We start from the raw sequence: 25,307 nt of genomic DNA, 5'->3' as shown, positions 1-25,307 counted from the left end.
CGCAGGGTTTCATTATGTTTATCAGGAAAACGATGTAGATATGAAATAAGTTACTTTAGCTTGATGCCTCTGGTTTCCGGCGCTCGCCACACCACCAGCATCGCCGCAAGGAAAGCAACCACGGTCGTCGCCAGTCCCGCGGTGAAACCGCCAGCGTTGGCGACAGCGCCAATCAGTAGCGGCGCAATAAATCCGCCCAGACGGCCTCCGTTATAGGCGAGCCCCATCAGGAAGCCCCGGGATGAGGTGTCTCCGATGATTTCCGCCAGGAAGGGTCCCGAGCCCGCAAAAATACCGTTAACCCCGAAACCGGCCATGAAAATCGCCACCATCAGAATGAAGGGTTGCGTGGTCACAAGGTACAGCGCGACGGCAATGGCGCCGGTTAACAGATAAATCAGGAACATCGGACGGCGTCCCCACTTATCCGCCAGCACCGAAAACACCAGAAAACCCGCGATGGCCCCAGCCTGCAGCGCAAGTACAAACTTCAGGCTGTGCAAAAAATCCAGATGTTTGACTTCCCGCAGATAGGTGGGTGTCCAGGTAAATACGCCCCAGAACAGATACTGAATAAAAAAGATAAAGACAAAGGCCAATAACAGACCTCGCAGATTCTGTTTACCCAGCTTGACGGCAGGTTGACGACTCGTCGCCTTCGCCTGTTGACGAGCAAGCCAAACCTGCGATTCCGGTGTGAACCAGGCGACCACACTCATAATGAATACCGGCAGCGCGCCGATCATAAACAGATAGCGCCATGCACCCTGCTCCAGGCCGCCGTTAACCGAGCTGACGATTGCCGTCAGGCTGATAGCCAGAATCGCGCCAACAGGTAAGCCCATTTGCATCAACGCGCCGCCGCGCGCGCGCCGTTCAGGTCGCCAGGTTTCAGCAATCAGCGCCGCGCCCGAGGTCCACATTCCGCCCATACCCAGCGCGCCGCAAAAACGTAAAAGCGCGAAATGTTGTTGATCGTGCGTAAAGGCTAACAGGCCGGAAAAGAGTGAATAGATGGCGATACAGATCAGCGCCGTTTTCACACGCCCAATTTTGTCGGCGATAAAACCAAACAGGATCCCGCCAATAATCTGCCCCCCGGCCGTGACGCTGATAAACAGCCCAAGCTCGGCTTTATTAATACCGAACACCACGCCCAGCACTGGCAACAGCAATGAAAGCAGAAAGGAGTCGTAGCTTTCAAATGTCCAGCCAAGGCCGCCCAGCGCCAGCGTCCGCCTCTCAGCGACGCGTTGTGGCAATGCGTCAGGCGTCGCTTTAGTCGCAGTAAATTGATTTAGCTCGCTTTTACTGGTCATTGATATTCTCCACAGAGGTTAACCGATAACAGGTTGCGGCGGTACGCCAGAACAACTGCGCCTGTTCGTCAGGGGACGCCTGTTGCGCCAGGCGTTTGCAGGCATTCCAGAAAACGCCGTAGCTGAACATGCCTTTATCGACGGGAAAGTTGCTGGCGAACATGCAGCGTTCGGCACCGAAAAGAGAAACGATGGTCTCAAACCACGGCATCCATGCCTGTGCCAGCATTTGCGAATCCGGCGGCGTCTCTGCCGCTGCGAAGTGAAACCCCCTGACCGTCATCCCAAAGCCGCTAATTTTTACGCATACGTTCGGCAGTTCCGCCAGACGTCGCATACCGTTTCGCCACTGCTGAAACATGTCCGGATCCCGTTCTGAACAGGGTCCAACGCCGACCGGCCCGCCGCAGTGATCGATCACAATCTGTAACGTTGGTATTTCCCGCGCCAGATCGGCAATCTCCTCCAGCTGCGTGTGGTAAACCCATACATCGAGCGACAATGCATGCCTCGCGAGACAGGCAGCGCCCCGGCGGAACGGAGCGCTCTGCGCCAGGCCTGCCGGTGGCGTAACCGGGCTGGAGGTTACCCGCGGATCGGGATGCCAGGCCAACGGATTGCGCATCCCACGCAGCCGCCCGCCGGATAACGCTATCGCGCGCTCAATGGCAGGCTGCATCGCGTCCCCCGCCAGTAAACTGAGCCCGCCGATGATGGCTTCGCATCCGAGCGCGTTTGCATAATGACCGCTGGCGAACATCGCGGCGATACCGCTGGCAAACTCGATTTCACCAAGCGGTTTAAGCGTCTCCGGCCCGTCGCGACGCAACATAGAGCGGCATTGCACATAGACCGATGAGACAACGCGATGCCCTGAGGTCTGGATATCGTCGCTGAACTCATGGGTGAGATAGCGGCCGGTTTGCCGATCCCAAAGATGATGATGCGCATCAATGATGGGCAGCTCGGGTTGTAATGGCGCTTCACGATGTAACGCAAGCCACTCGTTTCTGACCGCAAGGTGCGGCGCGGTAACGATCTCCATGAACACCTCGTTTTGTTTTACCCTGTACAACAGTGTTTTATTTTACAAAACTACTATAACGAGGCTGCCGTGTTTTTATCCAGTTAACGATTGGTTTAAATGATGTAAATAAGAGGTGAATCACAGATGTATAAGGTCGTTAAAAGCGGGGGAAGGGAGGGGCTAACAGAAATTAATATGTTTTCAATAAGTTAAAAATCAGCCTGAGTGACACCGATACAATGCCTCACCACGAGCAGCAGGCTCCTGCGTAAAACAGTGCGGGCAGCATACGCCACGCAGGCCCACGTAGCGCCGCCGGACAGTTGTTGTCGCCCGGCTTAGCGCAGCGCAAGCCGGGAAAATGCTGAATCTAACGCGCCAGATTATCGTAGCCGCGCCAGCGATAGTTGAGCACCGACAGCGCCCAACAGGCGACAAACAGCCCGACCACCACAAACCCGGCGTCGCCGAGGTTGTCGTTTAACACCCCGACCCAGCGCCATATTCCGCCGCTGAGCGCAAACTTATCCATCAGCAGACCCAGCGCTTCCAGGCCGCCGATAAACAGCGCCACCACCACCGAAGTGCCGGTGATGGTCATGTTGTAGTAAAGCTTGCGCTGCGGCTTGCTGAACGCCCAGCCGTAGGCGCCGACCATCAGCACGTTATCGAGGGTGTCCACCAGCGCCATGCCGCTGGCGAACAGCGCCGGGAAGACCATAATCGACCAGACGGAGATCCCGCTCGACGCGCCGGCGGCGGAGATGCCCAGCACGCCGATTTCGGTGGCGGTATCAAACCCGAGGCCGAACAGGAAACCGACCAGGTACATCTGCCAGCTGCGGCTGACCAGACGAAAGGTTTTGCCAAACAGCCAGCTCATCACCCCGCCGCCGCTGACGATCTCGTCGCTCACCGGCTCACCGCGCTTCCACGCCCGAAAGCTGCGCCAGACGCTGCGCAATATCACCAGGTTGATAAAGGCCATCGCCAGCAGAAACAGCGCCGACACCGCGGTGCCGATGACGCTGCCGGTGTCGTGCAGCCAGCTCATCTGCGCGCTGAAGGCCGTGGCGGTCGCGGCAATCGCCGCCGAGGCCAGCACCACAATCGACGAGTGGCCCAGCGAGAACCAGGCCCCGACGGCGAAAGGCCGCCGCCCCTGCTGCATCATCTTGCGGGTGACGTTATCAATCGCCGCGATATGGTCGGCATCCACCGCGTGGCGCAGACCGTAGCCCCAGGCCAGCAGGCTGGCGGCCATCAGCGCGCCGCTGTCGCCAAAGGCCTGCAGCGCCCAGCACCAGGCCAGTAGGTTCGCCGCGATCAACCCCAGCACCAGTCCCGCAGCGCGCGGCTGCTGGCGTAAAACTGTCATTATCATTGTTGTGTTCCTTGAGCCTGTCCGCGGGCGGCGGCGATCACCGCCTGACCATAGGCGATTGCGCCGTCGCCGGCCGGCAACTGCTGCGCAAACAGCAGAGTAAAATCCGCCAGATAAAAGGTCAATCGCGCCGCCAGCAGGCGGTTATGCAGCACTCCGCCGCTGCAGACCATCGTGTCGATGCCGCGGGCGGTGGCGCAGTCGCGGGCCATCGCCGCCAGTCCGCTGGCCAGGGCGTCATGGAATGCCCAGGCTTTTTGCGCCGGGGTCGCCTGCCAGCGCAGCCACTCTCGCCAGAAGGTGGCTAAGTCCAGCGCATTGCCGCGCCACGGCAGCGTGACCGGATGGCAGACGCCGGAGCAGCTGGCGGCCAGCGCCTCCAGCCTACAGGCCGCCTCGCCCTCATAGCTCAGGCTCTCCGGGGCGCAGTCCAGCGCGCAGGCGACGGCATCAAACAGCCGTCCGCAGGACGAGGCGCGCGGCGCGTTAATGCCGCGATCGATGGCCTGCGCCAGCAGCGGCCAGTTGCGCTGGCGCAGCGTACCGGTCTGCGGGTAATCCTGCCAGTCGGGGATAAAGGCCAGGCACTGAGCCAGCAGATTACGCCACGGCTGACGCGCCGCCAGGTCGCCGCCCGGCAGCGCGACGGCCGGCAACCCGCCGAGATGTTCGCACTGGCGATAGTTAACTTGCAGGCACTCCCCGCCCCATAGCGCGCCGTTCTCCCCCATGCCGATTCCGTCGAGGATCAGGGCGATGACGTCTCCGCCGTCGAGCGGCCAGCGGTGCTCCGCCAGGCACGCCGCAGCGTGAGCATGGTGATGTAGCACTGTCTCTACCGGCAGCGGCAGAGTCTCCGCCCACTGCGTCGAGCGATAGCCGGGATGGGCGTCAACCACCACCCGCTGCGGCATAAAGGCGTAGATGTTCTGCATCAGCTGTAGCGCGCTGCGCCACTGCTGCTCGACGCCCTCCTCGCCAAGATCGCCAAAGTGCTGGCTGAGAACCGCTTCGCCCCCGCGCGCCAGGCAGAAGGTGTTTTTCATGTCCGCGCCCAGCGCCAGCAGCGGCGGAACCTTCTCCAGACCCGGCGGCAGCGGCAGCGCATCCGGGACATAGCCCCGGGCGCGGCGCAGCATTTCTCCGCTTGAGCGCACCAGCGAATCATCCATCCGCTGCACGATGTCGCGGTTATGGAGCAAAAAGCCGTCGGCGATGTCGGCTAAGTCGTTGAGCGCCTGAGTATTACTTAACGCCGGCGGGCGGCCGCTAAGGTTGCCGGAGGTCATCACGATAGGGCGCGCCAGCGCCTGCAGAAGCAAATGCTGCAGCGGATTAGACGGCAGCATCACCCCAACTTCCGCAAGCCCTGGCGCAATCTCGTCGCACAGGCCGGAGACCTGCGCTTTGCTAATCAGTACGATGGGCGCCGCCGGGGAGCCCATCAGCGCCGCGGCGTCGGCAGGTAACCCCACCGCAGAGGGCAGCATCACCGCCAGCGGTTTCGCCGGACGGTGTTTCCTCGCCCGCAGTGTGGCAACGGCAGCGGGGTTGCCGGCGTCGCAGGCCAGATGAAAGCCGCCGACGCCTTTTATCGCCACGATGTCGCCCGCCGCCAGCCGGGCGATAGCCGACTGCAGCGCCGCCTCGCCGTCCAGCGTTTCCCCTTGCGCCCGCCACTCCAGTCGCGGCCCGCAGTCGGGGCAGGCCACCGGCTGGGCGTGAAACCGGCGATCGGCAGGATCGCGGTATTCCGCCTCGCAGGGCGGACAGAGCGGAAACGGCGCCATCGCGGTAAATGGCCGGTCGTAAGGCATCGCGCGAATAATGGTTAACCGCGGCCCGCAGTGGGTGCAGTTGATAAAGGGGTAGCGGTAGCGGCGCGCCCGGGGATCATTCATCTCCGCGAGGCACGCCGGGCAGGTCGCGGCATCGGGCACGATCTGGGTGCGCATCCGTCCCGCCCCGCTCTCGCGGATGGTGAAATCCTGCGGCGGAGCCGCCCAGCGATAAGGGGCGCAGACGACGCTGTCGATCCGCGCCAGCGGCGGGCAGTGGGCAGCGAGGGCGGCAGTAAAACCATCATCGTCCCCGGCCAACCGCACCAGCACGCCGTCGCCGTCGTTACAGACATCGCCACAGCGCGCCTGCCCCTGAGCCAGCTGCCAGACAAAGGGGCGGAACCCCACCCCCTGCACTTTACCGCGAATGCGGATTTGCACCCCGTTCATGCCTGAGCTTACCAGGCCAGCGCCGTGCGGCGACGTTTTTCCTGGTTCATCTGCTCCAGCTTGTTGCGGTCTACGCAGACCAGGGCGTGCGTCGGGCAGACCTCCATGCAGGCCGGGCCGCTGTCGCGGTGGAAGCAGAGATCGCACTTGTTGGCTTCGGCTTTTTCCGCCACGACGTTCAGTCCGGCGCCGCTATGGCGGATCACCGGCCGCACCACTACCTCCATCGCCCCATACGGGCAGGCGACGACGCAGGTTTTGCAGCCGATGCAGCGCTCCTGCATCACATGAACAAAGCCTTTATCGCGGCTGATGGCGCCGTTCGGGCAGACGTTGGCGCACGGGGCGTCCTCACACTGACGGCAGGCGGTGGCTGTGGAGACATTGACCCCTTTGATGACGTGAATACGCGGCTGAAAGGTGTGCGGCGTCAGGGAGGCGCAGTCCTGATGTTCCTGATGGGAGACCACGCAGGCTACTTCGCAAGTGCGACAGCCGATGCATTTGCTTGCATCGGCGATAATGAAACGGTTCATCCATTTCTCCAGCAGTAAGAGGGTTAGGCGCCGGAGTATGCATAATACGTTCCAGTTTTTATCTTATTGATAATAAATAAAATTAAATACTTAGCGCGCTGTCATCGTCAGTAGTGACGATGACAGCTGACGACGTCAGGCGCAGGGACCTGACACCAGCGACTCACGCTCGATCAGCGCCCCGGGAAAACTCTGCTGAACATTGAATTCCCCGCCATCGAGCATAAATATCAGGCGATTAATGCTCTCTTTAATCATCTCCGTCACCGGCACCCGGACGCTGGCGAGCGACGGCACCATGTACGGCGCCAGCACAATATCGTCAAACCCCACCACCGAGACCTGCTCCGGCACCTTAACGCCCAGCTGGTGAAGCTGCTTCATCGCCCCGATGGCCATATCGTCATTGCTCGCCACCAGCGCGCTGTAGGTCACCCCGCGCTGACGCAGGCTCTCCACCGCCGCCGCGCCGGTTTCCGGCGTCCAGCGCCCTTCGGCGATGAGCGCCTCGTTGAGGGTAATGCCGTGGCCAGCCAGCGCGTCTTTATAGCCGGCAAGGCGCTCGACGCCGGTGGGCGAGTCAAGGGAGCCGGTAATAAAGGCGATATCGCGGTGACCCAGGGCAATCAGCCGCTCCACCACCCGCATCGCCGACGCTTTTTGATCGGACCAGACGCAATGGCTGGCGTGGCGGCGCAGCCGGCGGTTCAGCACCATGATCGGCTGCGAGTGGTTCTCAACGATCTCGTCCATCTCGTCGACGGTGAGAAAGCGCGGGTAGATGATGATCGCATCGCAGCGCAGATCCAGCAGATACTGGATCGCTTCCCGCTCCTCTTGCGCGCTGTGCTTGCCGTCGGCGAGGATCAGCTGCCGCCCTTTATCCTCCGTCATCCGCGCCACGTGGTACAGCAGCTCGCTGAAATAGACGCCGTGGTAGAGGGTGTTGGTCACCACCAGGCCAAGGGTTTGCGTGGTTTTGGTCGCCAGGTTGCGCGCCAGCAGATTCGGTCGGTAGCCGCTCTCCGCCACCGCCTTAAACACCCGGTCTTTGGTCTCCTGGCTGACATAGCCGTTGCCCGACAGCACCCGCGACACGGTCGCCTTCGATACCCCCGCGCGCTTTGCGACCTCCAGCATCGTTGCCATGTGATTCTTCCTGTTGCAAAAGTTGCAGGCAGTGTACTGCACGTTTCTGGCTTTTACAGCACCCCCTGCTCACCACCGCGATCCTGCTCGCCGCGACGCTTCGCGATCAAAATCACAAAAATGAGATCATCTTTTTTTATTTCTTGTGCAATCAAATGAAACTCACCATGATTTTGTGGAACCGGTTTCCTATAAAGCATGGTATCGCCCGACGATGCGGCGCGGTAACAGATCAGTACCCTATTGATAAACAGGATAAAATCCGATGTCGAAAAATTATGCAGCCCTGGCGCCACAGATAGTCGCGGCATTAGGCGGAGTCGATAACGTCGTCGCCGTGACCCACTGCATGACGCGTCTGCGCTTCGTGGTCAAAGACAACGAACAGATCGATAGCCCTACCCTGAAAGGCCTGACCGGGGTGCTCGGCGTCGTGCGCAGCGATAACCAGTGCCAGGTGATCATCGGCAACACGGTCTCTCAGGCCTATCGCGAGGTCGTGAATCTGCTGCCTGGCGACCTGCGCCCGGTCGAGCCGCAGGGCAAAGCGCCGATCACCCTGAAACGCATCGGCGCCGGGATCCTCGACGCGCTGATCGGCACCATGTCGCCGCTGATCCCGGCGATTATCGGCGGATCGATGGTCAAGCTGCTGGCGATGATCCTCGAAATGAGCGGCGCGTTGCCGAAAGGCTCGCCGACGCTGACCCTCCTGACGCTTATCGGCGACGGCGCGTTTTTCTTCCTGCCGCTGATGGTGGCCGCCTCCGCGGCGGTGAAATTCAAAACCAATATGTCGCTGGCCATCGCTATCGCCGGGGTGCTGGTGCATCCCGGGTTTATCGAATTAATGGCCAAAGCCGCCCAGGGCGAACACGTCGAATTTGCCCTTATTCCGGTGACCGCAGTGAAATACACCTACACGGTGATCCCAGCGCTGGTGATGACCTGGTGCTTGTCGTATATCGAACGCTGGGTGGATCGCATTACCCCGGCGGTGACGAAAAACTTCCTTAAGCCGATGCTGATCGTGCTGATCGCCGCCCCGCTGGCGATCCTGCTGATTGGCCCGCTCGGCATCTGGATCGGCAGCGCCATTTCCGCGCTGGTCTATACGATCCACAGCTATCTCGGCTGGCTGTCGGTGGCGATCATGGGCGGGCTGTGGCCGCTGCTGGTGATGACCGGCATGCACCGGGTCTTTACGCCGACCATCATTCAGACCATCGCCGAAACCGGCAAAGAGGGCATGGTAATGCCGTCGGAGATCGGCGCCAACCTGTCGCTCGGCGGCTCGTCGCTGGCGGTGGCGTGGAAAACGAAAAACCCGGAATTGCGCCAGACGGCGCTGGCCGCCGCGGCATCGGCGATTCTGGCCGGTATTTCCGAACCGGCGCTGTACGGCGTGGCGGTGCGCCTGAAACGCCCGCTGATCGCCAGCTTAATCAGCGGCTTTATCTGCGGCGCGGTGGCGGGCATCGCCGGACTGGCCAGCCACTCGATGGCGGCGCCGGGGCTGTTCACCAGCGTGCAGTTTTTCGATCCAGCCAATCCAATGACCATCGTCTGGGTGTTTGGCGTGATGGCGCTGTCGGTAGTGCTGTCGTTTGCCCTGACGCTGATCCTCGGCTTTGAAGATATTCCCGTTGAACAGGCCGCCGCCGACGCCCGAGCGCGCCAGGCCCAGGCCCAGGCCCAGGCAACCCACGCCTGAACACACCATTAATAACGAGGTAACGCATGGCGAGTTTCCCACAGGGATTTTTATGGGGCGGCGCACTGGCCGCCAACCAGTCAGAAGGCGCATGGCGCGAAGGGGGGAAAGGGATGGCCACCGTGGATACCCTCCCCCACGGCGCCCACCGTCTGCCGGTAAAATTAGGCCTGGAGAAGCGCTTCACGCTTCGCGAAGACGAATTCTACCCCAGCCACGAGGCGATCGATTTCTACCACCGCTACAAGGAAGATATCGCCCTGATGGCGGAGATGGGGTTCAGCGTCTTTCGCACCTCCATCGCCTGGAGCCGCCTGTTCCCGCGCGGCGACGAGCAGCAGCCGAATCCGCAGGGCATCGCCTTCTATCGTTCGCTGTTCGAGGAGTGCAAAAAGCACGGTATCGAGCCGCTGGTGACGTTGTGCCATTTTGACGTGCCGATGCATCTGGTGATGGAGTACGGCTCCTGGCGCAACCGCAAAATGGTCGATTTCTTCAGCCACTACGCCCGCACCTGCTTTGAAGCTTTTGACGGTCTGGTGAAATACTGGCTCACCTTCAATGAAATCAACATTATGCTGCACAGCCCCTACTCCGGCGCCGGGCTGGTGTTTGAAGAGGGAGAAAATCAGGAGCAGGTGAAGTACCAGGCGGCGCATCACGAGCTGGTGGCCAGCGCGCTGGCGACAAAAATCGCCCACGAGATAAACCCGCAGAATCAGGTCGGCTGCATGCTGGCGGGCGGTAATTTCTACCCTTACTCCTGCAAGCCGGAAGATGTATGGATGGCGCTGGAGAAGGACCGCGAAAACCTGTTCTTTATTGACGTCCAGGCGCGCGGCGCCTACCCGGTATGGGCCGCGCGGGTATTCCGGGAAAAGGGGGTCACCATTGCGAAGCTGCCGGGCGATGATGAGATCCTCAAAAACACCGTCGATTTCGTCTCCTTTAGCTACTACGCCTCGCGCTGCGCCTCGGCGGAGATGAACGCCAGCAACACCAATGCCGCCAACATCGTCAAGTCGCTGAAGAACCCGCACATTCCAGCCAGCGAATGGGGCTGGGGCATCGACCCGCTGGGCCTGCGCATCACCATGAACATGATGTACGACCGCTATCAGAAACCGCTGTTCCTGGTGGAAAACGGGCTCGGCGCCCGGGACGAGATTGACGCCAGGGGGGAGATCAATGACGACTATCGCATCAGCTACCTGCGCGAGCACATCAAGGCGATGCGCGATGCCATCGGTGACGGTATTCCGGTGCTGGGCTACACCAGCTGGGGCTGCATCGATCTGGTCTCGGCGTCAACCGGCGAGATGAGCAAGCGCTACGGCTTTGTCTATGTCGATCGCGACGACGCCGGCAACGGCACGCTGGCGCGCAGGCGTAAAAAGTCGTTCTTCTGGTACCAGAAGGTGATAGCCAGCAACGGCGCCGACCTCGACTAAGCGCGTCTCCCGCGCTCGCCCGTCTCTCCGCGCTAACCGGGGGACGGGCGCTGCTTTCTGTTGCATCTATTACATGTTTTTTTCTCGAGCCTGATTCCAGTTTCTGGTTTGCCTCTCGTTCACAACAACTGGTATTTTATCCAGTATGTTTTCAGGGGTATCTTCAGCAAGGAGCACATCATGAACGCACAGCACACTACCGCAGCCGGAGGGATCGCCAGGGCCATTCGCCAGTTAACCGTGGGATATGTCAGAAAACGCCATGAGAACCGCAAAACGCGGGAGACGCGGCGCTACACCCGCCATGCGGCGCTGAGCCTGAACGGCGACTGGCTGGAGCAGGCGGGATTCCCGGTCGGCACGCAGGTCAGAGTCTCGGTGTCGCCCGGTAAATTAGTGATAGAGAATCTTGAGCTGGCGCCGCCGGTAACGGGGCTCCCGGCCGGTCAGTCGCGCGCCGTCGGGGAGCCCTGAGCACCGCTGGGTTAATCGTCTGCGGCTTCCAGCCGGGCAAAGCCGCCGTGGCCCTGCCAGCATGCCAGCTGCTGGTACACTCGGGCAACGGCGGCTTTCACCGTCTGGGTCATCGGATAATAAAAACCGACAATATCCGGCTGAATGCCGAGGAAGATCACTTCGCCGACGTCTTCTTTCAGCTGATCGACCAGATAGTTGAGCGGCATGTTATGGGTGGTCATCATAAACATCTCGGCGATGTCGTCGGGGTCGATGACGCGAATGTCGCCGGGGTTTAGGCCCATATCGGTGGCATCGACGATCAACAGGCGTTCGGGGCGTAATTCGCGGATCGCCACGATGTCGTTTTCCGGCGCGCTGCCGCCGTCGATGACCACCCACTGGCCGGCCGGGTTCGCCGCGCACATCTCCGCCAGCAGCGGGCCGGCGCCGTCGTCGCCCATCATACTGTTGCCGACACAGAGTAAAACGTCAGTCACGTAATCTCCTCACCATCAGGTAGATGGCGCTTTCCTGGTGAATATCATGCAGCATGCTGAGCATTGTTTTGCTCCACGCCTGCTGCTGCGGGGTCTGCGCGGACTGCGCTTTATCAAAGGCGTTGGCCAGCATTGCCACATGGCTGCTGTCGATGACGATTTCGCCATACTTCGGCACCCCCTCCATTTTGCGCCGCGCGACGCTGCCGGCCTCAAGGGTGGCGATCCATGCCAGATACGCGTCCCACGGGCAGCTCAGCGCCGCCTCGAGACAGTCGATAACGCCGAGGTGGTGGCCAATCGCCAGGCTGTAATAGACCACCTGCTGCGCCTGATCCGGCGTGGCGTCGTTCTCATCAATAAATTTACGGCTCAGCTGACTGAACACCACCGTCTCGCTCATCGGATACGCGCCCCCTCGACCACCTGGTTGAGATGGGTGACGATCTCGGTCAGACGCGGATCTTTCTCCGCCTCCAGCCAGCGCAGCACCTGGCTGTCGCCCTGGCCGAGCAGACGCATATAGTCGTCGGCAATCTGCCGGCCATAGCGATAGCCCGCCAGACGGCGCGCTTCGCGATCGATGCGCACCCGCAGGGGTTGCACCATATCGGCGTGCAGCAGCTCGGTCGGCTGTTCGTCAAGCTCGCCCGGCAGGCGGGCGTGAATTTTCTGCTCCAGCAGGCCGAGGGCCATGGCGAAGCCGTACAGGGTGGCGGCGGGCGTCGGCGGGCAGCCCGGGATATAGACATCGACCGGTACGATTTTATCGGTACCGCCCCAGACGCAGTACAGGTCGTGGAAGATGCCGCCGCTGTTGCCGCAGGCGCCGTAGGAGATACAAATCTTTGGATCCGGCGCCGACTGCCAGGCGCGCAGCGCCGGGGAGCGCATCGCGCGGGTCACCGCCCCGGTAAACAGCAGGATATCGGCATGGCGCGGCGAAGGCACCACCTTAATCCCGAAGCGTTCCGCGTCGAACAGCGGTGAAAGGGTAGCGAAAATTTCGATTTCACAGCCGTTACAGCCGCCGCAGTCGACGCGATAAACGTAGGCGGAACGTTTGATTTTCTTCAGCAGCGAGGCCTTCATGCTGGCGATGGATTCATCCACCGTCATCGGCACCGGAATGCCGTTTTCATCGCGTGGGCCAAGTAAAGTGCTCATCAGCTGGCCTCCCTCATGTGGCGGGTCAGTTCAATACGATCGGACGGCACCAGGCATTTCTGGCGCTTGCATTCCGGGCAGGTTTCGAAGCTTTCGCGGTGCAGCTCGGCGCGGGTATCGCCGTTATGCTTGAGCAGCGCGATGGCGTAGTCGATCTCCTTCTGCACCGCGAACGGACGCTGGCACTCCCGGCAGTGGCAGATAGCGAAGCGCGACTGCTGGAGGAAATCCTCTTTCTTCCACACCGCCAGCTCATACTCCGGCGACAGCTTAATCGCCGCCGTCGGGCAGACCTCTTCACAGCGGCCGCAGAAGATGCAGCGCCCGAGGTTGAACTGCCACGCCAGCTGGTTTGTGGTCAGATCGGTCTCGACCGTCAGGGCGTTCGACGGGCAGGCGTTCACGCAGGCCGCGCAGCCGATACACTGCTGCGGGTTATGCTCCGGCTTGCCGCGGAAGTTTTTATCTACCGGCATCGGCTCCAGCGGATAGGCGTGCGTCGCGGTGCCGGTCTTGATGACTTTTTTGATAAAGGTAAACATGGCGATTCCTTATTTCAGCGGCGAGTTTTTACGCTCGATGCTATAGCGCTCCAGCTCTTTGTACGGCACCACTTTGCTCTTCTTCTTGCGGACATCGACCACGGTCATGCGGTCGGTACAGGAGTAGCACGGGTCGAGGCTGCCGATGATCAGCGGCGCATCGGAAACGGTATTGCCGCGCAGCATATAGCGCAGAGTCGGCCAGTTGGCGTAGGTCGCTGCCCGGCAGCGCCAGCGGTACAGCTTCTGGTTGTCGCCGGTCATGCTCCAGTGGATATCATCCCCGCGCGGCGCTTCTGAGAAGCCCAGCGCGAAGCGGTGCGGAATATAGGTGAAGCCCTCCACCATCAGCGGACCGCCCGGCAGGTTATCGAGACCGTAATCAATCATGTTCAGCGCGGTATAAACCTCGTTGATCCGCACCTTGAGGCGGGAGATCACGTCGCAGCCCTGTTCGCTGTGGACTTCCATCGGCAGCAGGCCGTAGCCGACGAACGGGTGATCGGCGCGGGTGTCGCGGGCGTGGCCGCTGGCGCGCACCATCGGGCCGACGTTGCTGAAGTCGCGGGCGATTTCCGGGTCCAGACGGCCAATGCCGACAGTACGCTGCTCCATGTTCGGGGTGCTGAGCAGCATATCCACCAGCTCCTGCACTTCGCGACGCATCTGCTGCGCCAGCTGGCGGGTCTGGATCATGTCCTCTTTCAGCAGGTCGCGGCGGATCCCGCCGATCAGGTTCAGACCGTAGGTTTTCCGCGCGCCGGTGAGGATCTCGGCCATCTTCATCGAGGTTTCGCGCACGCGGAAGAACTGCATAAAGCCGGAGTCGAAGCCGGTGAAGTGGCAGGCCAGACCGAGGTTCAGGAGGTGCGAATGCAGGCGTTCCACCTCCAGCAGAATGGCGCGGATCATCTGCGCCCGCTCCGGCACCACGATGCCCATCGCATTCTCCACCGAGGTGGTATAAGCGGTGCTGTGGGCGAAGCCGCAGATGCCGCACACCCGGTCCGACAGGAAGGTGACTTCGTTATAACCCATGCGGGTTTCCGCCAGCTTCTCCATCCCGCGATGGACATAGAACAGACGGTAATCGGCATCGATAATATTCTCGCCGTCAACGAACAGGCGGAAGTGGCCGGGCTCATCGGAAGTGACGTGCAGCGGGCCGATCGGCACCACGTTGTTTTTCTTGCTGCCCAGCTCGTTGATGAACTCGTAGGTTTCGGCGTCGGTGGTCGGCGCCGGACGCTGGCGATAGTCCATGCTGTCTTTACGCAACGGATAGAGTTCGTCCGGCCAGTCGTCCGGCAGCACCAGACGGCGTTCGTCCGGCAGGCCAACCGGCACGAGGCCGTACATATCGCGCACTTCGCGCTCGCCCCACACCGCCGCCGGCACGCGCGGCGTCACCGATGGGTATTCTGGTTTGTTGGCATCCACTTCCACACGGACGGTGATCCAGCATTTGGTGCCCTGCTCCATCGACAGCACGTAATAGACCGCGTAGTGGCCGTTCAGCTTACGTTCATCGTTGCCGAACAGCACCGACAGCCAGCCGCCCTGCTGGTAGTAGAGAAACTCCACGACTTCCGGCAGGTAATTGACCTTCACGGTGATGGTTAACTGATCTTTGGTCTGCCAGGCTTCGTCCAGCACCACGCCCGGAAAGGCCTGGTGCAGCGCCGCAAGATAGTGTTGACCGATTTTTTCTTCAGACATGCTCAAACTCTCTTAATCACGCCACCAGCAAGGAGACGAAAGCTAAAAAGGCGAAACCAAACCCGGCCCAGGTGACGCGGGAGGTGGCACAGAAGCGCAGACGCGCCATGCTGTTTTCAAACAGCGCGATGATCAACACCCCAACCACCAGCTTGACGACGGCCACCACCAGCGCCAGCAGCAGGCCGCCGACGCTGAAGCTGGTCATCTGGCCCCACGGGAAAAAGACCCCGACAAACATCTGCAGCACCACCAGCTGTTTGAGGCTGATGCCCCACTTCAGGATGCCAAAGCCGCTGCCGCTGTACTCGGAAAGCGGCCCCTCCTGCAGCTCCTGCTCCGCTTCCGCCAGATCGAACGGCAATTTGCCCATCTCGATAAAGGTGGCAAAGGCGCAGGCGCACAGCGCCAGAATCAGTGGAATGCTGCGCGCTGCCGGCCAGTGATAAAGGGTGTCGGTGATACTGCTGATATGGGTGGAGCCCGCCACCTGCGCGGCGACCCACAGGCCCAGTAGCAGGATCGGCTCCACCAGCACGCCGAGCATCGCTTCGCGGCTGCTGCCCAGCGCGGTAAACGGGCTGCCGGTGTCCAGACCGGAAATCGCGAAGAAGAAACGGGCGATGGCGAACAGGTAGATCAGGGTGATGAGATCCCCAAGCACCGGCAGCGGAGAGTCCACCGTCACCACCGGCAAGGCGGTGGCGATGGTCAGCATCACGCCCACCATGACGTACGGCGTCAGGCGGAACACCCAGCCCGAGGCGTCGGGACCGACGCTCTGGCGGCCCAGCAATTTCAGGATATCCCGATACTCCTGCAGCACGCCCGGTCCGCGGCGGTTATGCAGCCGCGCGCGGGCGACGCGGACGATCCCGGATAACAGCGGCGCGACGGCAAACAGCGCCAGCGCCTGTAGCAATGCAATTAACAGACTCATTCTCAGGCTCCTCGGGAAATGACAATCACCACCAGCACCGCCAGCTCAACCAGCGCCATTCCGCGCAGCAGCGCCGGCGCCGAGGCCGATTGCCAGCCCGGCACCAGACGCACCGGGTTCAGCCAGTGACGCAGCTTCAGCAGCGGCGCAAAGGCCTCTTTCACCGGCATGGCGAAACCGTGGGCGGTGACCACCATCGACTGTTCGTGATCGTAGCCGCAGACCCAGGCCGCGCCGCGCGAGCGCGCCGCCAGGCGATCGCCTTTAAAGAAGATCATTAGCAGGAACGGCAGCAGCGGGCAGGCGATAAGCAGCAGCGCGATCATCGGCTGCGACACCACGCTCGACACCAGGGCCTGCAGCGGGAAGGCGCCGCTCACCAGCGGCAGCAGCCACGGCGCGGCGATGCCGCCAACGAGGCAGAAGACCGCCGCCATGACCACGCTCAGAGTCATCAGCCAGGGGGCGCAGGTGGCGTTTTCCGCCTCTTTGCTCCGCGGCGCGCCGAGGAAGGTGACACCATAGACTTTGGCCATACACATCACCGCCAGCGCGCCGGTGATCGCCAGGCCCACCGCCAGCAGCGGCCCCAGCAGACGGCCAATAAACAGGTCGCTGGTGCTCATTTTGAAGAAGGACTGGTAGATGACCCACTCGCCGGCGAAGCCGTTCAGCGGCGGCAAGGCCGCCATCGCCATCAGCCCCACCAGCATGGCGAGGGAGATCAGCGGCATTTTTTTACCGATGCCGCCCAGCTTCTCGATATCGCGATGGCCGGTGCGGAACCACACCGCCCCGGCGCCGAGGAACAGCGTAGTTTTGAACAGGCTGTGGTTAATCAGGTGATACATGCCGCCGATGAAGCCCAGCACCATCAGCGTGCTGTTGCGGGTGGCTACGCCGGTGACGAAGGCGCCCAGCCCCAGCAGGATGATGCCGATATTCTCCAGGGTGTGATAGGCCAGCAGGCGCTGAATGTTATGCTCCATCAACGCATACAGCCCGCCGATGAAGGCGGTGATCATCCCCAGCACCAGCAGCATCACGCCCCACCACAGCGGCGGCACGCCGCCGGCCAGCGAAACGGTTAACATGCCGTACAGACCGACCTTCATGACCACAGTGGAAAACAGCGCGGCGGCCGGCGCGCTGGCCCCGGCGTGAGCCTGCGGCGCCCAGCCGTGCAGCGGGATCGCCCCCGCCAGCAGGGCGAATCCCGCCAGCCCCGGCAGCCACAGCAGCGGGTTCTGCATCATATCCACCGCCTGGAGATTGATCTGCGCCAGCTCGAGGGTGCCGTAGGTCGACCACACCAGCCAGCAGGTCCATGCCATCAGCAGCGTGCCGAGACGACCCAGCGCAAACCACAGCTTACCGGAGGCGGCGCAGCCGGTGAGAAACGCCGCGCAGAGCGCCATGATCTCCGCCATCACCACCAGCGAACCGATATTGGTCACCACCACCGCGCAGGTGGCGGCGGCCAGCAGCAGGTTGACCAGCAGGCCGTTGGCCTTCACCTGCGGGTGGCGATGCCAGCTAATGTTAAACAGCGACACCGGCAGCGCCGACAGGCCGATGGCCAGCAGCCACAGGGCATTGACGCCGCCCACCCGCATTGTCAGATGGAGAAACTGCAGCATGCCGCCGTGGATCCGATCCGGCATCAGCAGCGCGGCGCCGCCGGCAACCACCAGCATGGCGCTGGCCACCGCGCCGCCGATCCCGGCAATGGCGCCGCTGAGCGGCTTACGCATGGCAAACACAAAGGCCAGCACGGCGCTGGCGGCGTACCACGTCACCGCCTGATTGACTAATCCAATTACACTCATTCCCTCTCCCCCTGTTGCGCCTGGAACAACGACAAGTCGCCAAGGTCGGTATTAAAGGTCAGCTGGCGTTTACGCTTGCTGGCCTGGGTGATATCACGGCTATCCACCAGCATCAGCGCTTTGGTCGGACAGGTCCGCACGCAGGCCGGGCCCTGGTCATCGAAATGGCAGAGGTCGCATTTCATGGCAATGGCGCGCACGCCCGGCACCCAGTCGAGCAGCGAGCTGACGCGGGCTGGCGCCGGCGGCGCGGGGGGCGCCAGCCGGGTATTGGCATTGGCCGGAATATCCAGCGGACGGCTGCCGGAAAATTCGATCGCGCCAAACGGGCAGGCGATGCCGCACAGTTTGCAGCTTACGCACAGGCTCTCGTTGAGCTGGACGGCGCCATCGACGCGCTGGATGGCGTTTACCGGGCAGACAGCGGCGCAGGGGGCGTCTTCGCAGTGGTGGCACATCTGCGGTGCCGATTCTTTTTCATTACGCATCACCTGCAGCCGCGGCATAGCCTGCAGGCCGTGCTGGCGATGCGTCTCAGAGCAGGCGGCTTCGCAGGTGCGGCAGCCGATACAGACAGTGGAGTCAGCAATTACAAAACGGTTCACCGGGTCATCCTCGGGTGAAAGTCACTTTTGACGAAATCAGGTTGCGCAGGTGTCATTTTCGACACGTGTCGACACCTTGCGATCAGTGGGTCTGGGCCAGATGGCTTAAGTCCACCGGTTGGTCTTGCTCCATGGCGTCGTACAGACGGTCATAGACGGTGGCGATAATCGCCAGATAATGCTCCAGCACCTGGTCGCGGGAGCGGTTGCTGATCCGCCCGTCCACCGTGCCATCCGCGGCGAGCGTGGCCTGAGCAATCAGATACTTATCACCGCCGCCTTTGTTTTCGACGTAGTATTCGATGGTGTGGCTGTTGAAGCCTTCCGCCAGGGCGACGAACACCTGAAAATGGCCGAACAGCACGAAGCACAGCTCTTTGTCCGGCGCGCAGCTCATCGCGTGATGCAGGCGGGCTTTCGACAGGGTGATCCCCTGAACCAGCGAGTTACAGTAGATATGCCACTGTTCCTGCTGCTGCCGGTGACGGTCGGCGATGTAATCCGCCTTTTCACTTATTTCCCAAATAGTCATATCGGTTTCTCCGTAGCATGAGATGCACCGTCTAAGCATTTTCCGTGCCACATTTTATTTATTTGATTTAATTATGTTTTTATATTTATTCCCTGCCGACGCGACATGTCGATGACAGCCCCGGCGCGTCGTCATCGACATTTCCTGCCGCCACGAGTCCTTTCTGGCACCGTTATTGCATAAAAGGCGCATCGCGATACGGAGGCGACTATGCACGAAATCACCCTCAGCCAGCGGGCGCTGGAAATTATTGAACAACAGGCGCAGCAGGCCGGCGCGCGGCGGGTGACCGGCGTGTGGCTTAAGGTGGGAGCATTTTCCTGCGTGGAAGCCAGCGCCCTGACCTTCTGCTTTGAGCTGGTCTGCCGCGGCACGCTGGCGGAGGGGTGCGAACTGCATATCGCCGAACAACAGGCTGAATGCTGGTGCGAACGCTGTCAGCAGTACGTCCATCTTGTCTCGCAGCACGTCCGCCGCTGCCCGCACTGCAATAACGACCAGCTACAGATCGTGGCGGATGACGGCTTACAGATTCAGCGTTTAGAATTGGAGTAAATTATGTGTACAACATGCGGCTGTGGAGAAGGCAACCTCTATATTGAAGGAGACGAACGAAACCCGCATTCCGCGTTCCGCAGCGCCCCCTTCGCGCCCGCCCCACGCCAGACGATGACCATCACCGGCGTAAAAACCGACCACTTCGCCCCCACCCGCACGACAGAGGGCGATCTGCATTACGGCCATGGCGAAGCGGGGACTCACGCCCCGGGCCAGAGCCAGCGGCGCATGCTGGAAGTGGAAATCGACGTGCTGGATAAAAACAACCGTCTGGCGGCGCGCAACCGCGCGCGCTTTGCGGCGAAGCAGCAGCTGGTGCTGAATCTGGTTTCCAGCCCCGGCTCCGGCAAAACCACCCTGCTCACCGAAACCCTCACCCGGCTGAAAGGGCGTGCCGACTGCGCGGTGATTGAAGGCGACCAGCAAACGGTCAATGACGCCGCCCGCATTCGCGCCACCGGCACCCCGGCGATTCAGGTCAACACCGGGAAAGGCTGCCATCTCGACGCCCAGATGATCGCCGACGCCGCCCCGCGCCTGCCGCTGGCTGACCACGGCATTCTGTTTATTGAAAACGTCGGCAACCTGGTCTGCCCGGCGAGCTTTGATCTCGGCGAACGCCATAAGGTGGCGGTGCTGTCGGTCACGGAAGGCGAAGACAAGCCGCTGAAGTATCCGCATATGTTCGCCGCCGCCAGCCTGATGCTGCTCAACAAGGTCGACCTGCTGCCGTATCTCAATTTCGACGTCGAGAAGTGCCTGGCCTGCGCCCGCGAGGTCAATCCGCATATTGACATTATCCTCCTCTCCGCCACCAGCGGCGAAGGCATGGATCAGTGGCTCACCTGGCTGGAGACGCAGCAATGTGCATAGGCATTCCGGGACAAATTTGCGCCATCGACGGCGTGCTGGCGAAGGTGGAAGTCTGTGGCATTCAGCGCGACGTCGACCTGACGCTGGTGGGCGCCGTTGACGAGCAGGGCCAGCCGCGTCTCGGCCAGTGGGTGCTGGTGCACGTCGGGTTCGCCATGAGCGTGATTAATGAAGCCGAAGCCCGCGACACTCTCGAAGCGCTGCAAAATATGTTTGACGTAGAGCCGGACGTCGGCGCCCTGCTGTACGGCGAGGAGCGATAATGCGTTACGTTGACGAATACCGCGCCCCTGAGCAGGTCATGCAGTTGGTGGCCCATCTTCAGCAGCGTGCCCATCTGCTGCCGCACACCGCCGCGCGACCGCTGCGCATCATGGAGGTCTGCGGCGGTCATACCCATGCCATTTTTAAGTTCGGTCTCGACCAGCTGTTGCCGGAGAATATCGAATTTATTCATGGGCCCGGCTGCCCGGTGTGCGTCCTGCCGATGGGGCGCATCGACGCCTGCATTGAGATTGCCAGCCGTCCGGGGGTTATCTTCTGTACCTTCGGCGACGCCATGCGCGTACCGGGCAAAAACGGCTCACTGCTGCAGGCGAAAGCCCGCGGCGCCGATGTCCGCATCGTTTATTCGCCGATGGACGCCCTGTGGCTGGCGCAGCAAAACCCGCAGCGTGAGGTGGTCTTTTTCGGTCTCGGTTTCGAAACCACCATGCCCGCCACCGCCCTCACCCTGCGTCAGGCGCGGGAGCGCAACGTCGATAACTTTTTCTTTTTCTGCCAGCACATCACCCTGCTGCCGACCCTGCGCAGTCTGCTGGACCAGCCTGACAACGGTATCGACGCCTTTCTCGCCCCCGGCCACGTCAGTATGGTGATCGGCACCGAAGCCTACGGCTTTATCGCCAGCGACTATCATCGCCCGTTAGTGGTCGCCGGTTTCGAACCTCTTGATCTACTGCAAGGCGCGGTGATGCTGGTTGAGCAGACAATAGCGCAGCGTAGCGAGGTGGAAAATCAGTACCGCCGCGTAGTGCCGGATGCCGGCAACCCGCTGGCGCAGGCGGCGATGGCCGACGTGTTTCGCCTTGATGGCGACAGCGAATGGCGCGGTCTGGGGGTCATCAGCGACTCCGGCGTGCACCTCACGCCGGCCTATCAGCGCTTCGATGCCGAGGCCCATTTCCGCCCGGCGCCGCAGCGCGTGTGCGACGACCCGCGCGCCCGCTGCGGCGAGGTGTTGACCGGCCGCTGTAAACCGCACCAGTGCCCGCTCTTCGCCAGCACCTGCAATCCGCAAAGCGCCTTTGGCGCGCTGATGGTCTCCTCGGAAGGGGCCTGCGCCGCCTGGTATCAATATCGCAGTCAGGAATATGAAGCATGAAAAGCGTCCAGTTAGCCCACGGTAGCGGCGGTCAGGCAATGCAGCAGCTGATCGGCGACCTGTTTATGCAGGCTTTCGCCAACCCCTGGCTGGCGGAGCAGGAAGATCAGGCGCGTCTCGATCTGGCGGCGCTTGCCGCCCAGGGGGATCGTCTCGCCTTCTCCACCGACAGCTATGTGATTGACCCGCTGTTCTTTCCCGGCGGCAATATCGGCAAGCTGGCCGTCTGCGGTACCGCCAACGATGTGGCGGTCAGCGGCGCCATCCCCCGCTATCTTTCCTGCGGGTTTATTCTTGAAGAGGGGCTGGAGATGGCTACCCTGGAAGCGGTGGTCGCCAGCATGGCCGATACCGCCCGGGCGGCAGGGATCGCTATCGTTACCGGCGACACCAAAGTGGTGCCGCGCGGCGCGGCGGATAAGCTGTTTATTAACACCGCCGGCATCGGCGCCATCCCGGCAGACGTTCGCTGGGGGACGCAGCAGATCAGCGCCGGCGATGTGCTGCTGGTCAGCGGCACGCTGGGGGATCATGGCGCCACCATCCTTAATCTGCGCGAGCAGATGGGGCTCGACGGCGCGCTGTCCAGCGACTGCGCGGTGCTGACGCCGCTGATCCAAACCCTGCGGCCGCTGCGCGGCGTCAAAGCCCTGCGCGACGCCACCCGCGGCGGCGTCAACGCCGTCGCCCATGAGTTCGCCGCCGCCAGCGGCTGCGGCATTGAACTGCACGAGGCGAAGCTGCCGGTCAACGACACCGTGCGCGGAGTCTGCGAGCTGCTCGGGCTGGATGCCCTGAACTTCGCCAATGAAGGCAAGCTGGTGATCGCCGTCGCCCGCGAAGAAGCGGAAAACGTGCTGGCGCATATACGGTCTCACGCCCTGGGACGCGAGGCGGCGATAATCGGCGAGGTGGTCGCCCGCCCGGGCGTGCGTTCCGTCGGGCTGTACGGCGTAAAGCGGACGCTCGATCTTCCCCACGCCGAGCCGCTGCCGAGAATTTGTTAACGACGGCGTCGGGTCCCGGATAGCGGCTGGCGCCTTATCCGGGCTACAACACGGCGCGCACATGTAGCCCGGCTAAGCGCAGCGCGAGCCGGGAAAAGCCAGCATGATTGTCCCGCCCAAACCAGCGGGTGCCCACGGATGGGTTAAAGCGGCAATAACCGCTTTATTAACATACTATTATTTGTACCATCATTTTCTTATGCGCCGCGTTGCCGGCGCGTTTTGGATGTAAGCCATGTCGTATACACCGATGAGCGATCTCGGCCAGCAGGGTCTGTTTGATATCACCCGGCTTTTATTACAGCAGCCCGATCTGGCTGCGCTGAGCGAAACCCTGACCCGCCTGGTGCAACAGTCCGCACTGGCCGACGAAGCGGCCATTATCCTGTGGAACGCAGGCAACCACCGCGCGGCCAGATACGCCTGCGATGAGGCAGGCCAGCCGGTGAGCTATGAAGATGAAACCGTGCTCGCCCACGGACCGGTGCGCCGCTTACTCTCCCGGCCGGATGCCCTGCATTGCGATCATGAGACCTTTGCCGACACCTGGCCGCAGCTTATCCGCAGCGGGATCTATCGCCCGTTCGGGTACTACTCGCTGCTGCCGCTGGCGGCCGACGGGCGGATCTTCGGCGGTTGCGAATTTCTGCGCCGTGACAACCGGCCATGGAGCGAGAAAGAGTTCCAGCGACTGCATACCTTCGCGCAGATCGTCGCCGTCGTCAGCGAGCAGATTCAGAACCGGGTCAGTAACAACGTCGATTACGATCTGTTGTGCCACGAGCGCGACAACTTCCGCATTCTGGTGGCGATCACCAACGCGGTCCTCTCACGTCTGGATATCGACGAGCTGGTCAGCGAGGTGGCGAAAGAGATCCATCGCTACTTCCGGATCGACGCCATCAGCGTGGTGCTGCGCAGCAACCGCAAAGGGAAGCTCAACATCTATTCCACACACTATCTCGATGCCAGCCATCCGGTTCACGACCAGAGCGAGGTAGATGAAGCGGGCACCCTCACCGAGCGCGTGTTCAAAAGCAAAGAGATGCTGCTGCTTAATCTGCACGAGCATGACACCCTCGCGCCGTACGAGAAAATGCTCTTCGAAATGTGGGGCAACAAGATCCAGACCCTGTGCCTGCTGCCGCTGATGTCCGGCAACACCCTCCTCGGGGTGCTGAAGCTGGCGCAATGCGACGAACAGGTATTTACCACTACCAATCTCAAGCTGCTGCGGCAGATCGCCGAGCGGGTGTCGATCGCTATCGATAACGCCCTCGCCTACCGTGAAATTCAGCGCCTGAAAGAGCGACTGGTGGATGAGAACCTCGCCCTCACCGAGCAGCTCAACAATGTCGAGAGCGAATTCGGGGAGATCATCGGCCGCAGCGAGGCGATGAACAATGTGCTCAAGCAGGTCGAGATGGTGGCCCACAGCGACAGCACCGTGCTGATCCTCGGCGAAACCGGCACCGGCAAAGAGCTTATCGCCCGCGCCATTCATAACCTCAGCGGACGAAACAGTCGGCGGATGGTGAAGATGAACTGCGCCGCGATGCCCGCCGGACTGCTGGAGAGCGATCTGTTCGGCCACGAACGCGGAGCCTTCACCGGGGCCAGCGCCCAGCGTATCGGCCGCTTCGAACTGGCGGACAAAAGCTCCCTGTTCCTTGATGAAGTGGGCGATATGCCGCTGGAGCTGCAGCCCAAGCTGCTGCGCGTTCTCCAGGAGCAGGAGTTCGAACGCCTGGGGAGCAACAAGCTGATCCAGACCGACGTCCGACTGATCGCCGCCACCAACCGCGATCTCAAGCAGATGGTTATCGACAGGGAATTTCGCAGCGACCTCTACTACCGGCTCAACGTGTTCCCGATCCACCTGCCGCCGCTGCGCGAGCGCCCCGACGATATCCCGCTGCTGGTGAAGGCCTTTACCTTCAAAATCGCCCGCCGCATGGGACGCAATATCGACAGTATTCCGGCGGAGACCCTGCGTACCCTGACGCGCATGGAGTGGCCGGGCAACGTGCGCGAGCTGGAAAACGTCATCGAACGGGCGGTGCTGCTGACCCGCGGCAACGTGCTGCAGCTCTCCCTGCCGGAGCGGGATATCGTCGAGCCTCCGCGGTCGCCAGAGGTCTTGCCTGAGGAAGGCGAAGATGAATATCAGCTGATCGTCCGGGTGCTGAAGGAGAGCAACGGCGTGGTGGCCGGGCCGAAAGGCGCCGCCCAGCGGCTGGGGCTGAAGCGCACCACGCTCCTGTCGCGCATGAAGCGGCTGGGCATTAATAAAGACGAGCTGGTGTAGCCTCGCCTGCTATTTATTTATCATCGCAGGTGTTGCTGGCCGGGCAAGGCGTCGCCGCCACCCAGCACACACGCAG

25 protein-coding genes are annotated in these 25,307 nt (G+C 61.7%); 9 read left to right on the top strand and 16 right to left on the bottom strand.

From position 1 onward, the window contains the following. Positions 1-50 precede the first annotated feature (50 nt). The 7 genes from ABLV54_RS05160 to ABLV54_RS05130 all read right to left on the bottom strand — a co-directional run bounded on the left by ABLV54_RS05160 (position 51) and on the right by ABLV54_RS05130 (position 7,846). Positions 51-1,319, bottom strand: coding sequence for an MFS transporter (locus ABLV54_RS05160; protein ID WP_032453870.1), 1,269 nt, complete (start codon positions 1,317-1,319; stop codon positions 51-53). Next, positions 1,309-2,364, bottom strand: a complete 1,056-nt coding sequence (locus ABLV54_RS05155) for an amidohydrolase family protein (RefSeq protein ID WP_032453872.1) — start codon at positions 2,362-2,364, stop codon at positions 1,309-1,311. The genes ABLV54_RS05160 and ABLV54_RS05155 overlap by 11 nt, the downstream gene beginning before the upstream one ends. Positions 2,365-2,716: 352 nt before the next feature. Then, the gene (locus tag ABLV54_RS05150; protein ID WP_048298103.1) at positions 2,717-3,730 is read right to left on the bottom strand and encodes a HoxN/HupN/NixA family nickel/cobalt transporter; all 1,014 of its coding nucleotides are present in this window, start codon (positions 3,728-3,730) and stop codon (positions 2,717-2,719) included. Then, entirely contained in the window at positions 3,727-5,961 is a 2,235-nt protein-coding gene (gene hypF / locus ABLV54_RS05145; RefSeq protein WP_101881230.1) for a carbamoyltransferase HypF, read from the bottom strand. The genes ABLV54_RS05150 and hypF overlap by 4 nt, the downstream gene beginning before the upstream one ends. Positions 5,962-5,969: 8 nt before the next feature. After that, entirely contained in the window at positions 5,970-6,497 is a 528-nt protein-coding gene (gene hydN / locus ABLV54_RS05140) for an electron transport protein HydN (RefSeq protein ID WP_004205658.1), read from the bottom strand. 135 nt (positions 6,498-6,632) lie between these two features. Further along, positions 6,633-7,646, bottom strand: coding sequence for a LacI family DNA-binding transcriptional regulator (locus tag ABLV54_RS05135; RefSeq protein WP_023290787.1), 1,014 nt, complete (start codon positions 7,644-7,646; stop codon positions 6,633-6,635). Positions 7,647-7,699: 53 nt separating this feature from the next. After that, the gene (locus ABLV54_RS05130; RefSeq protein ID WP_156835060.1) at positions 7,700-7,846 is read right to left on the bottom strand and encodes a hypothetical protein; all 147 of its coding nucleotides are present in this window, start codon (positions 7,844-7,846) and stop codon (positions 7,700-7,702) included. A 65-nt stretch (positions 7,847-7,911) separates the two neighbouring features. Between ABLV54_RS05130 and ascF the strand changes: the two genes are divergently transcribed. The 3 genes from ascF (at position 7,912) to ABLV54_RS05115 (ending at position 11,285) form a co-directional block, all read left to right on the top strand. Next, positions 7,912-9,360: a PTS cellobiose/arbutin/salicin transporter subunit IIBC gene (gene ascF / locus ABLV54_RS05125; protein WP_348813738.1), complete on the top strand. Its 1,449-nt coding sequence runs from the start codon at positions 7,912-7,914 to the stop codon at positions 9,358-9,360. Positions 9,361-9,386: 26 nt separating this feature from the next. Beyond that, entirely contained in the window at positions 9,387-10,811 is a 1,425-nt protein-coding gene (locus tag ABLV54_RS05120; protein WP_044524501.1) for a 6-phospho-beta-glucosidase, read from the top strand. Between the two features lie 180 nt (positions 10,812-10,991). Further along, a complete protein-coding gene (locus tag ABLV54_RS05115; protein ID WP_023290790.1) occupies positions 10,992-11,285 on the top strand; it encodes a SymE family type I addiction module toxin in 294 nt (97 codons plus the stop codon). 11 nt (positions 11,286-11,296) lie between these two features. Here ABLV54_RS05115 and hycI read toward each other — a convergent pair whose 3' ends face one another. From hycI to hycA, 9 genes are all read right to left on the bottom strand, one after another. Next, a complete protein-coding gene (gene hycI / locus ABLV54_RS05110; RefSeq protein WP_101881232.1) occupies positions 11,297-11,767 on the bottom strand; it encodes a hydrogenase maturation peptidase HycI in 471 nt (156 codons plus the stop codon). Then, a complete protein-coding gene (locus ABLV54_RS05105) occupies positions 11,760-12,170 on the bottom strand; it encodes a formate hydrogenlyase maturation HycH family protein (RefSeq protein ID WP_023290792.1) in 411 nt (136 codons plus the stop codon). The genes hycI and ABLV54_RS05105 overlap by 8 nt, the downstream gene beginning before the upstream one ends. After that, positions 12,167-12,934 (bottom strand): NADH-quinone oxidoreductase subunit B family protein, encoded by a 768-nt coding sequence (locus ABLV54_RS05100; RefSeq protein WP_002914891.1) that lies wholly within the window; start codon positions 12,932-12,934, stop codon positions 12,167-12,169. Before ABLV54_RS05100 ends, ABLV54_RS05105 begins: the two co-directional genes overlap by 4 nt. Further along, a complete protein-coding gene (locus tag ABLV54_RS05095) occupies positions 12,934-13,476 on the bottom strand; it encodes a formate hydrogenlyase complex iron-sulfur subunit (protein ID WP_101881233.1) in 543 nt (180 codons plus the stop codon). Before ABLV54_RS05095 ends, ABLV54_RS05100 begins: the two co-directional genes overlap by 1 nt. 9 nt (positions 13,477-13,485) lie before the next feature. Further along, positions 13,486-15,195, bottom strand: a complete 1,710-nt coding sequence (gene hycE / locus ABLV54_RS05090; RefSeq protein WP_101881234.1) for a formate hydrogenlyase subunit HycE — start codon at positions 15,193-15,195, stop codon at positions 13,486-13,488. A 16-nt stretch (positions 15,196-15,211) separates the two neighbouring features. Next, entirely contained in the window at positions 15,212-16,135 is a 924-nt protein-coding gene (locus ABLV54_RS05085) for a respiratory chain complex I subunit 1 family protein (protein ID WP_023290794.1), read from the bottom strand. A gap of 2 nt (positions 16,136-16,137) precedes the next feature. Further along, a complete protein-coding gene (hycC, locus tag ABLV54_RS05080; RefSeq protein WP_248860960.1) occupies positions 16,138-17,964 on the bottom strand; it encodes a formate hydrogenlyase subunit 3 in 1,827 nt (608 codons plus the stop codon). Continuing rightward, positions 17,961-18,569, bottom strand: a complete 609-nt coding sequence (locus ABLV54_RS05075; protein ID WP_101881235.1) for a 4Fe-4S dicluster domain-containing protein — start codon at positions 18,567-18,569, stop codon at positions 17,961-17,963. The genes hycC and ABLV54_RS05075 overlap by 4 nt, the downstream gene beginning before the upstream one ends. A gap of 82 nt (positions 18,570-18,651) precedes the next feature. Continuing rightward, positions 18,652-19,101: a formate hydrogenlyase regulator HycA gene (gene hycA, locus ABLV54_RS05070; protein WP_101881236.1), complete on the bottom strand. Its 450-nt coding sequence runs from the start codon at positions 19,099-19,101 to the stop codon at positions 18,652-18,654. A 210-nt stretch (positions 19,102-19,311) separates the two neighbouring features. Here hycA and hypA point away from each other — a divergent pair, with 210 nt between their 5' ends. From hypA to flhA, 6 genes are all read left to right on the top strand, one after another. Next, the gene (hypA, locus tag ABLV54_RS05065) at positions 19,312-19,656 is read left to right on the top strand and encodes a hydrogenase maturation nickel metallochaperone HypA (RefSeq protein WP_004205644.1); all 345 of its coding nucleotides are present in this window, start codon (positions 19,312-19,314) and stop codon (positions 19,654-19,656) included. 3 nt (positions 19,657-19,659) lie between these two features. Then, a complete protein-coding gene (gene hypB / locus ABLV54_RS05060) occupies positions 19,660-20,532 on the top strand; it encodes a hydrogenase nickel incorporation protein HypB (RefSeq protein WP_048298109.1) in 873 nt (290 codons plus the stop codon). Further along, on the top strand, positions 20,523-20,795 hold the full coding sequence (locus ABLV54_RS05055; RefSeq protein WP_002914934.1) for a HypC/HybG/HupF family hydrogenase formation chaperone: 273 nt from the start codon (positions 20,523-20,525) through the stop codon (positions 20,793-20,795). The genes hypB and ABLV54_RS05055 overlap by 10 nt, the downstream gene beginning before the upstream one ends. Then, positions 20,795-21,916, top strand: a complete 1,122-nt coding sequence (hypD, locus tag ABLV54_RS05050) for a hydrogenase formation protein HypD (protein WP_101881237.1) — start codon at positions 20,795-20,797, stop codon at positions 21,914-21,916. Before ABLV54_RS05055 ends, hypD begins: the two co-directional genes overlap by 1 nt. After that, complete coding sequence (gene hypE, locus ABLV54_RS05045; RefSeq protein WP_048335100.1) at positions 21,913-22,923, top strand: hydrogenase expression/formation protein HypE; 1,011 nt, start codon at positions 21,913-21,915, stop codon at positions 22,921-22,923. The genes hypD and hypE overlap by 4 nt, the downstream gene beginning before the upstream one ends. 235 nt (positions 22,924-23,158) lie before the next feature. Further along, complete coding sequence (gene flhA / locus ABLV54_RS05040; protein ID WP_023290801.1) at positions 23,159-25,231, top strand: formate hydrogenlyase transcriptional activator FlhA; 2,073 nt, start codon at positions 23,159-23,161, stop codon at positions 25,229-25,231. The last annotated feature ends 76 nt before the right edge of the window (positions 25,232-25,307 follow it).

Origin of the sequence: Klebsiella sp. JB_Kp042 (genome assembly GCF_040065275.1) — a bacterium.
Classification (GTDB): Bacteria; Pseudomonadota; Gammaproteobacteria; order Enterobacterales; family Enterobacteriaceae; genus Klebsiella; species Klebsiella quasipneumoniae.
Note: the sequence above shows the minus strand (reverse complement) of the source record. Positions and strands in the feature narration are given on the sequence as shown.

Bases quoted from the DNA above. Each gene is read 5' to 3' on its own strand.
- ABLV54_RS05085 (WP_023290794.1), bottom strand. From the start codon at position 16,135: ATGAGTCTGTTAATTGCATTGCTACAGGCGCTGGCGCTGTTTGCCGTC.
- hypE (WP_048335100.1), top strand. From the start codon at position 21,913: ATGAAAAGCGTCCAGTTAGCCCACGGTAGCGGCGGTCAGGCAATGCAG.
- ABLV54_RS05105 (WP_023290792.1), bottom strand. From the start codon at position 12,170: ATGAGCGAGACGGTGGTGTTCAGTCAGCTGAGCCGTAAATTTATTGAT.
- ABLV54_RS05120 (WP_044524501.1), top strand. From the start codon at position 9,387: ATGGCGAGTTTCCCACAGGGATTTTTATGGGGCGGCGCACTGGCCGCC.
- ABLV54_RS05100 (WP_002914891.1), bottom strand. From the start codon at position 12,934: ATGAGCACTTTACTTGGCCCACGCGATGAAAACGGCATTCCGGTGCCG.
- hypA (WP_004205644.1), top strand. From the start codon at position 19,312: ATGCACGAAATCACCCTCAGCCAGCGGGCGCTGGAAATTATTGAACAA.
- ascF (WP_348813738.1), top strand. From the start codon at position 7,912: ATGTCGAAAAATTATGCAGCCCTGGCGCCACAGATAGTCGCGGCATTA.
- ABLV54_RS05150 (WP_048298103.1), bottom strand. From the start codon at position 3,730: ATGATAATGACAGTTTTACGCCAGCAGCCGCGCGCTGCGGGACTGGTG.
- ABLV54_RS05130 (WP_156835060.1), bottom strand. From the start codon at position 7,846: ATGCTTTATAGGAAACCGGTTCCACAAAATCATGGTGAGTTTCATTTG.
- ABLV54_RS05160 (WP_032453870.1), bottom strand. From the start codon at position 1,319: ATGACCAGTAAAAGCGAGCTAAATCAATTTACTGCGACTAAAGCGACG.
- hycC (WP_248860960.1), bottom strand. From the start codon at position 17,964: ATGAGTGTAATTGGATTAGTCAATCAGGCGGTGACGTGGTACGCCGCC.
- flhA (WP_023290801.1), top strand. From the start codon at position 23,159: ATGTCGTATACACCGATGAGCGATCTCGGCCAGCAGGGTCTGTTTGAT.
- hycA (WP_101881236.1), bottom strand. From the start codon at position 19,101: ATGACTATTTGGGAAATAAGTGAAAAGGCGGATTACATCGCCGACCGT.
- hydN (WP_004205658.1), bottom strand. From the start codon at position 6,497: ATGAACCGTTTCATTATCGCCGATGCAAGCAAATGCATCGGCTGTCGC.
- ABLV54_RS05055 (WP_002914934.1), top strand. From the start codon at position 20,523: ATGTGCATAGGCATTCCGGGACAAATTTGCGCCATCGACGGCGTGCTG.
- ABLV54_RS05095 (WP_101881233.1), bottom strand. From the start codon at position 13,476: ATGTTTACCTTTATCAAAAAAGTCATCAAGACCGGCACCGCGACGCAC.
- hypD (WP_101881237.1), top strand. From the start codon at position 20,795: ATGCGTTACGTTGACGAATACCGCGCCCCTGAGCAGGTCATGCAGTTG.
- ABLV54_RS05135 (WP_023290787.1), bottom strand. From the start codon at position 7,646: ATGGCAACGATGCTGGAGGTCGCAAAGCGCGCGGGGGTATCGAAGGCG.
- ABLV54_RS05155 (WP_032453872.1), bottom strand. From the start codon at position 2,364: ATGGAGATCGTTACCGCGCCGCACCTTGCGGTCAGAAACGAGTGGCTT.
- ABLV54_RS05115 (WP_023290790.1), top strand. From the start codon at position 10,992: ATGAACGCACAGCACACTACCGCAGCCGGAGGGATCGCCAGGGCCATT.
- hycE (WP_101881234.1), bottom strand. From the start codon at position 15,195: ATGTCTGAAGAAAAAATCGGTCAACACTATCTTGCGGCGCTGCACCAG.
- hypF (WP_101881230.1), bottom strand. From the start codon at position 5,961: ATGAACGGGGTGCAAATCCGCATTCGCGGTAAAGTGCAGGGGGTGGGG.
- hypB (WP_048298109.1), top strand. From the start codon at position 19,660: ATGTGTACAACATGCGGCTGTGGAGAAGGCAACCTCTATATTGAAGGA.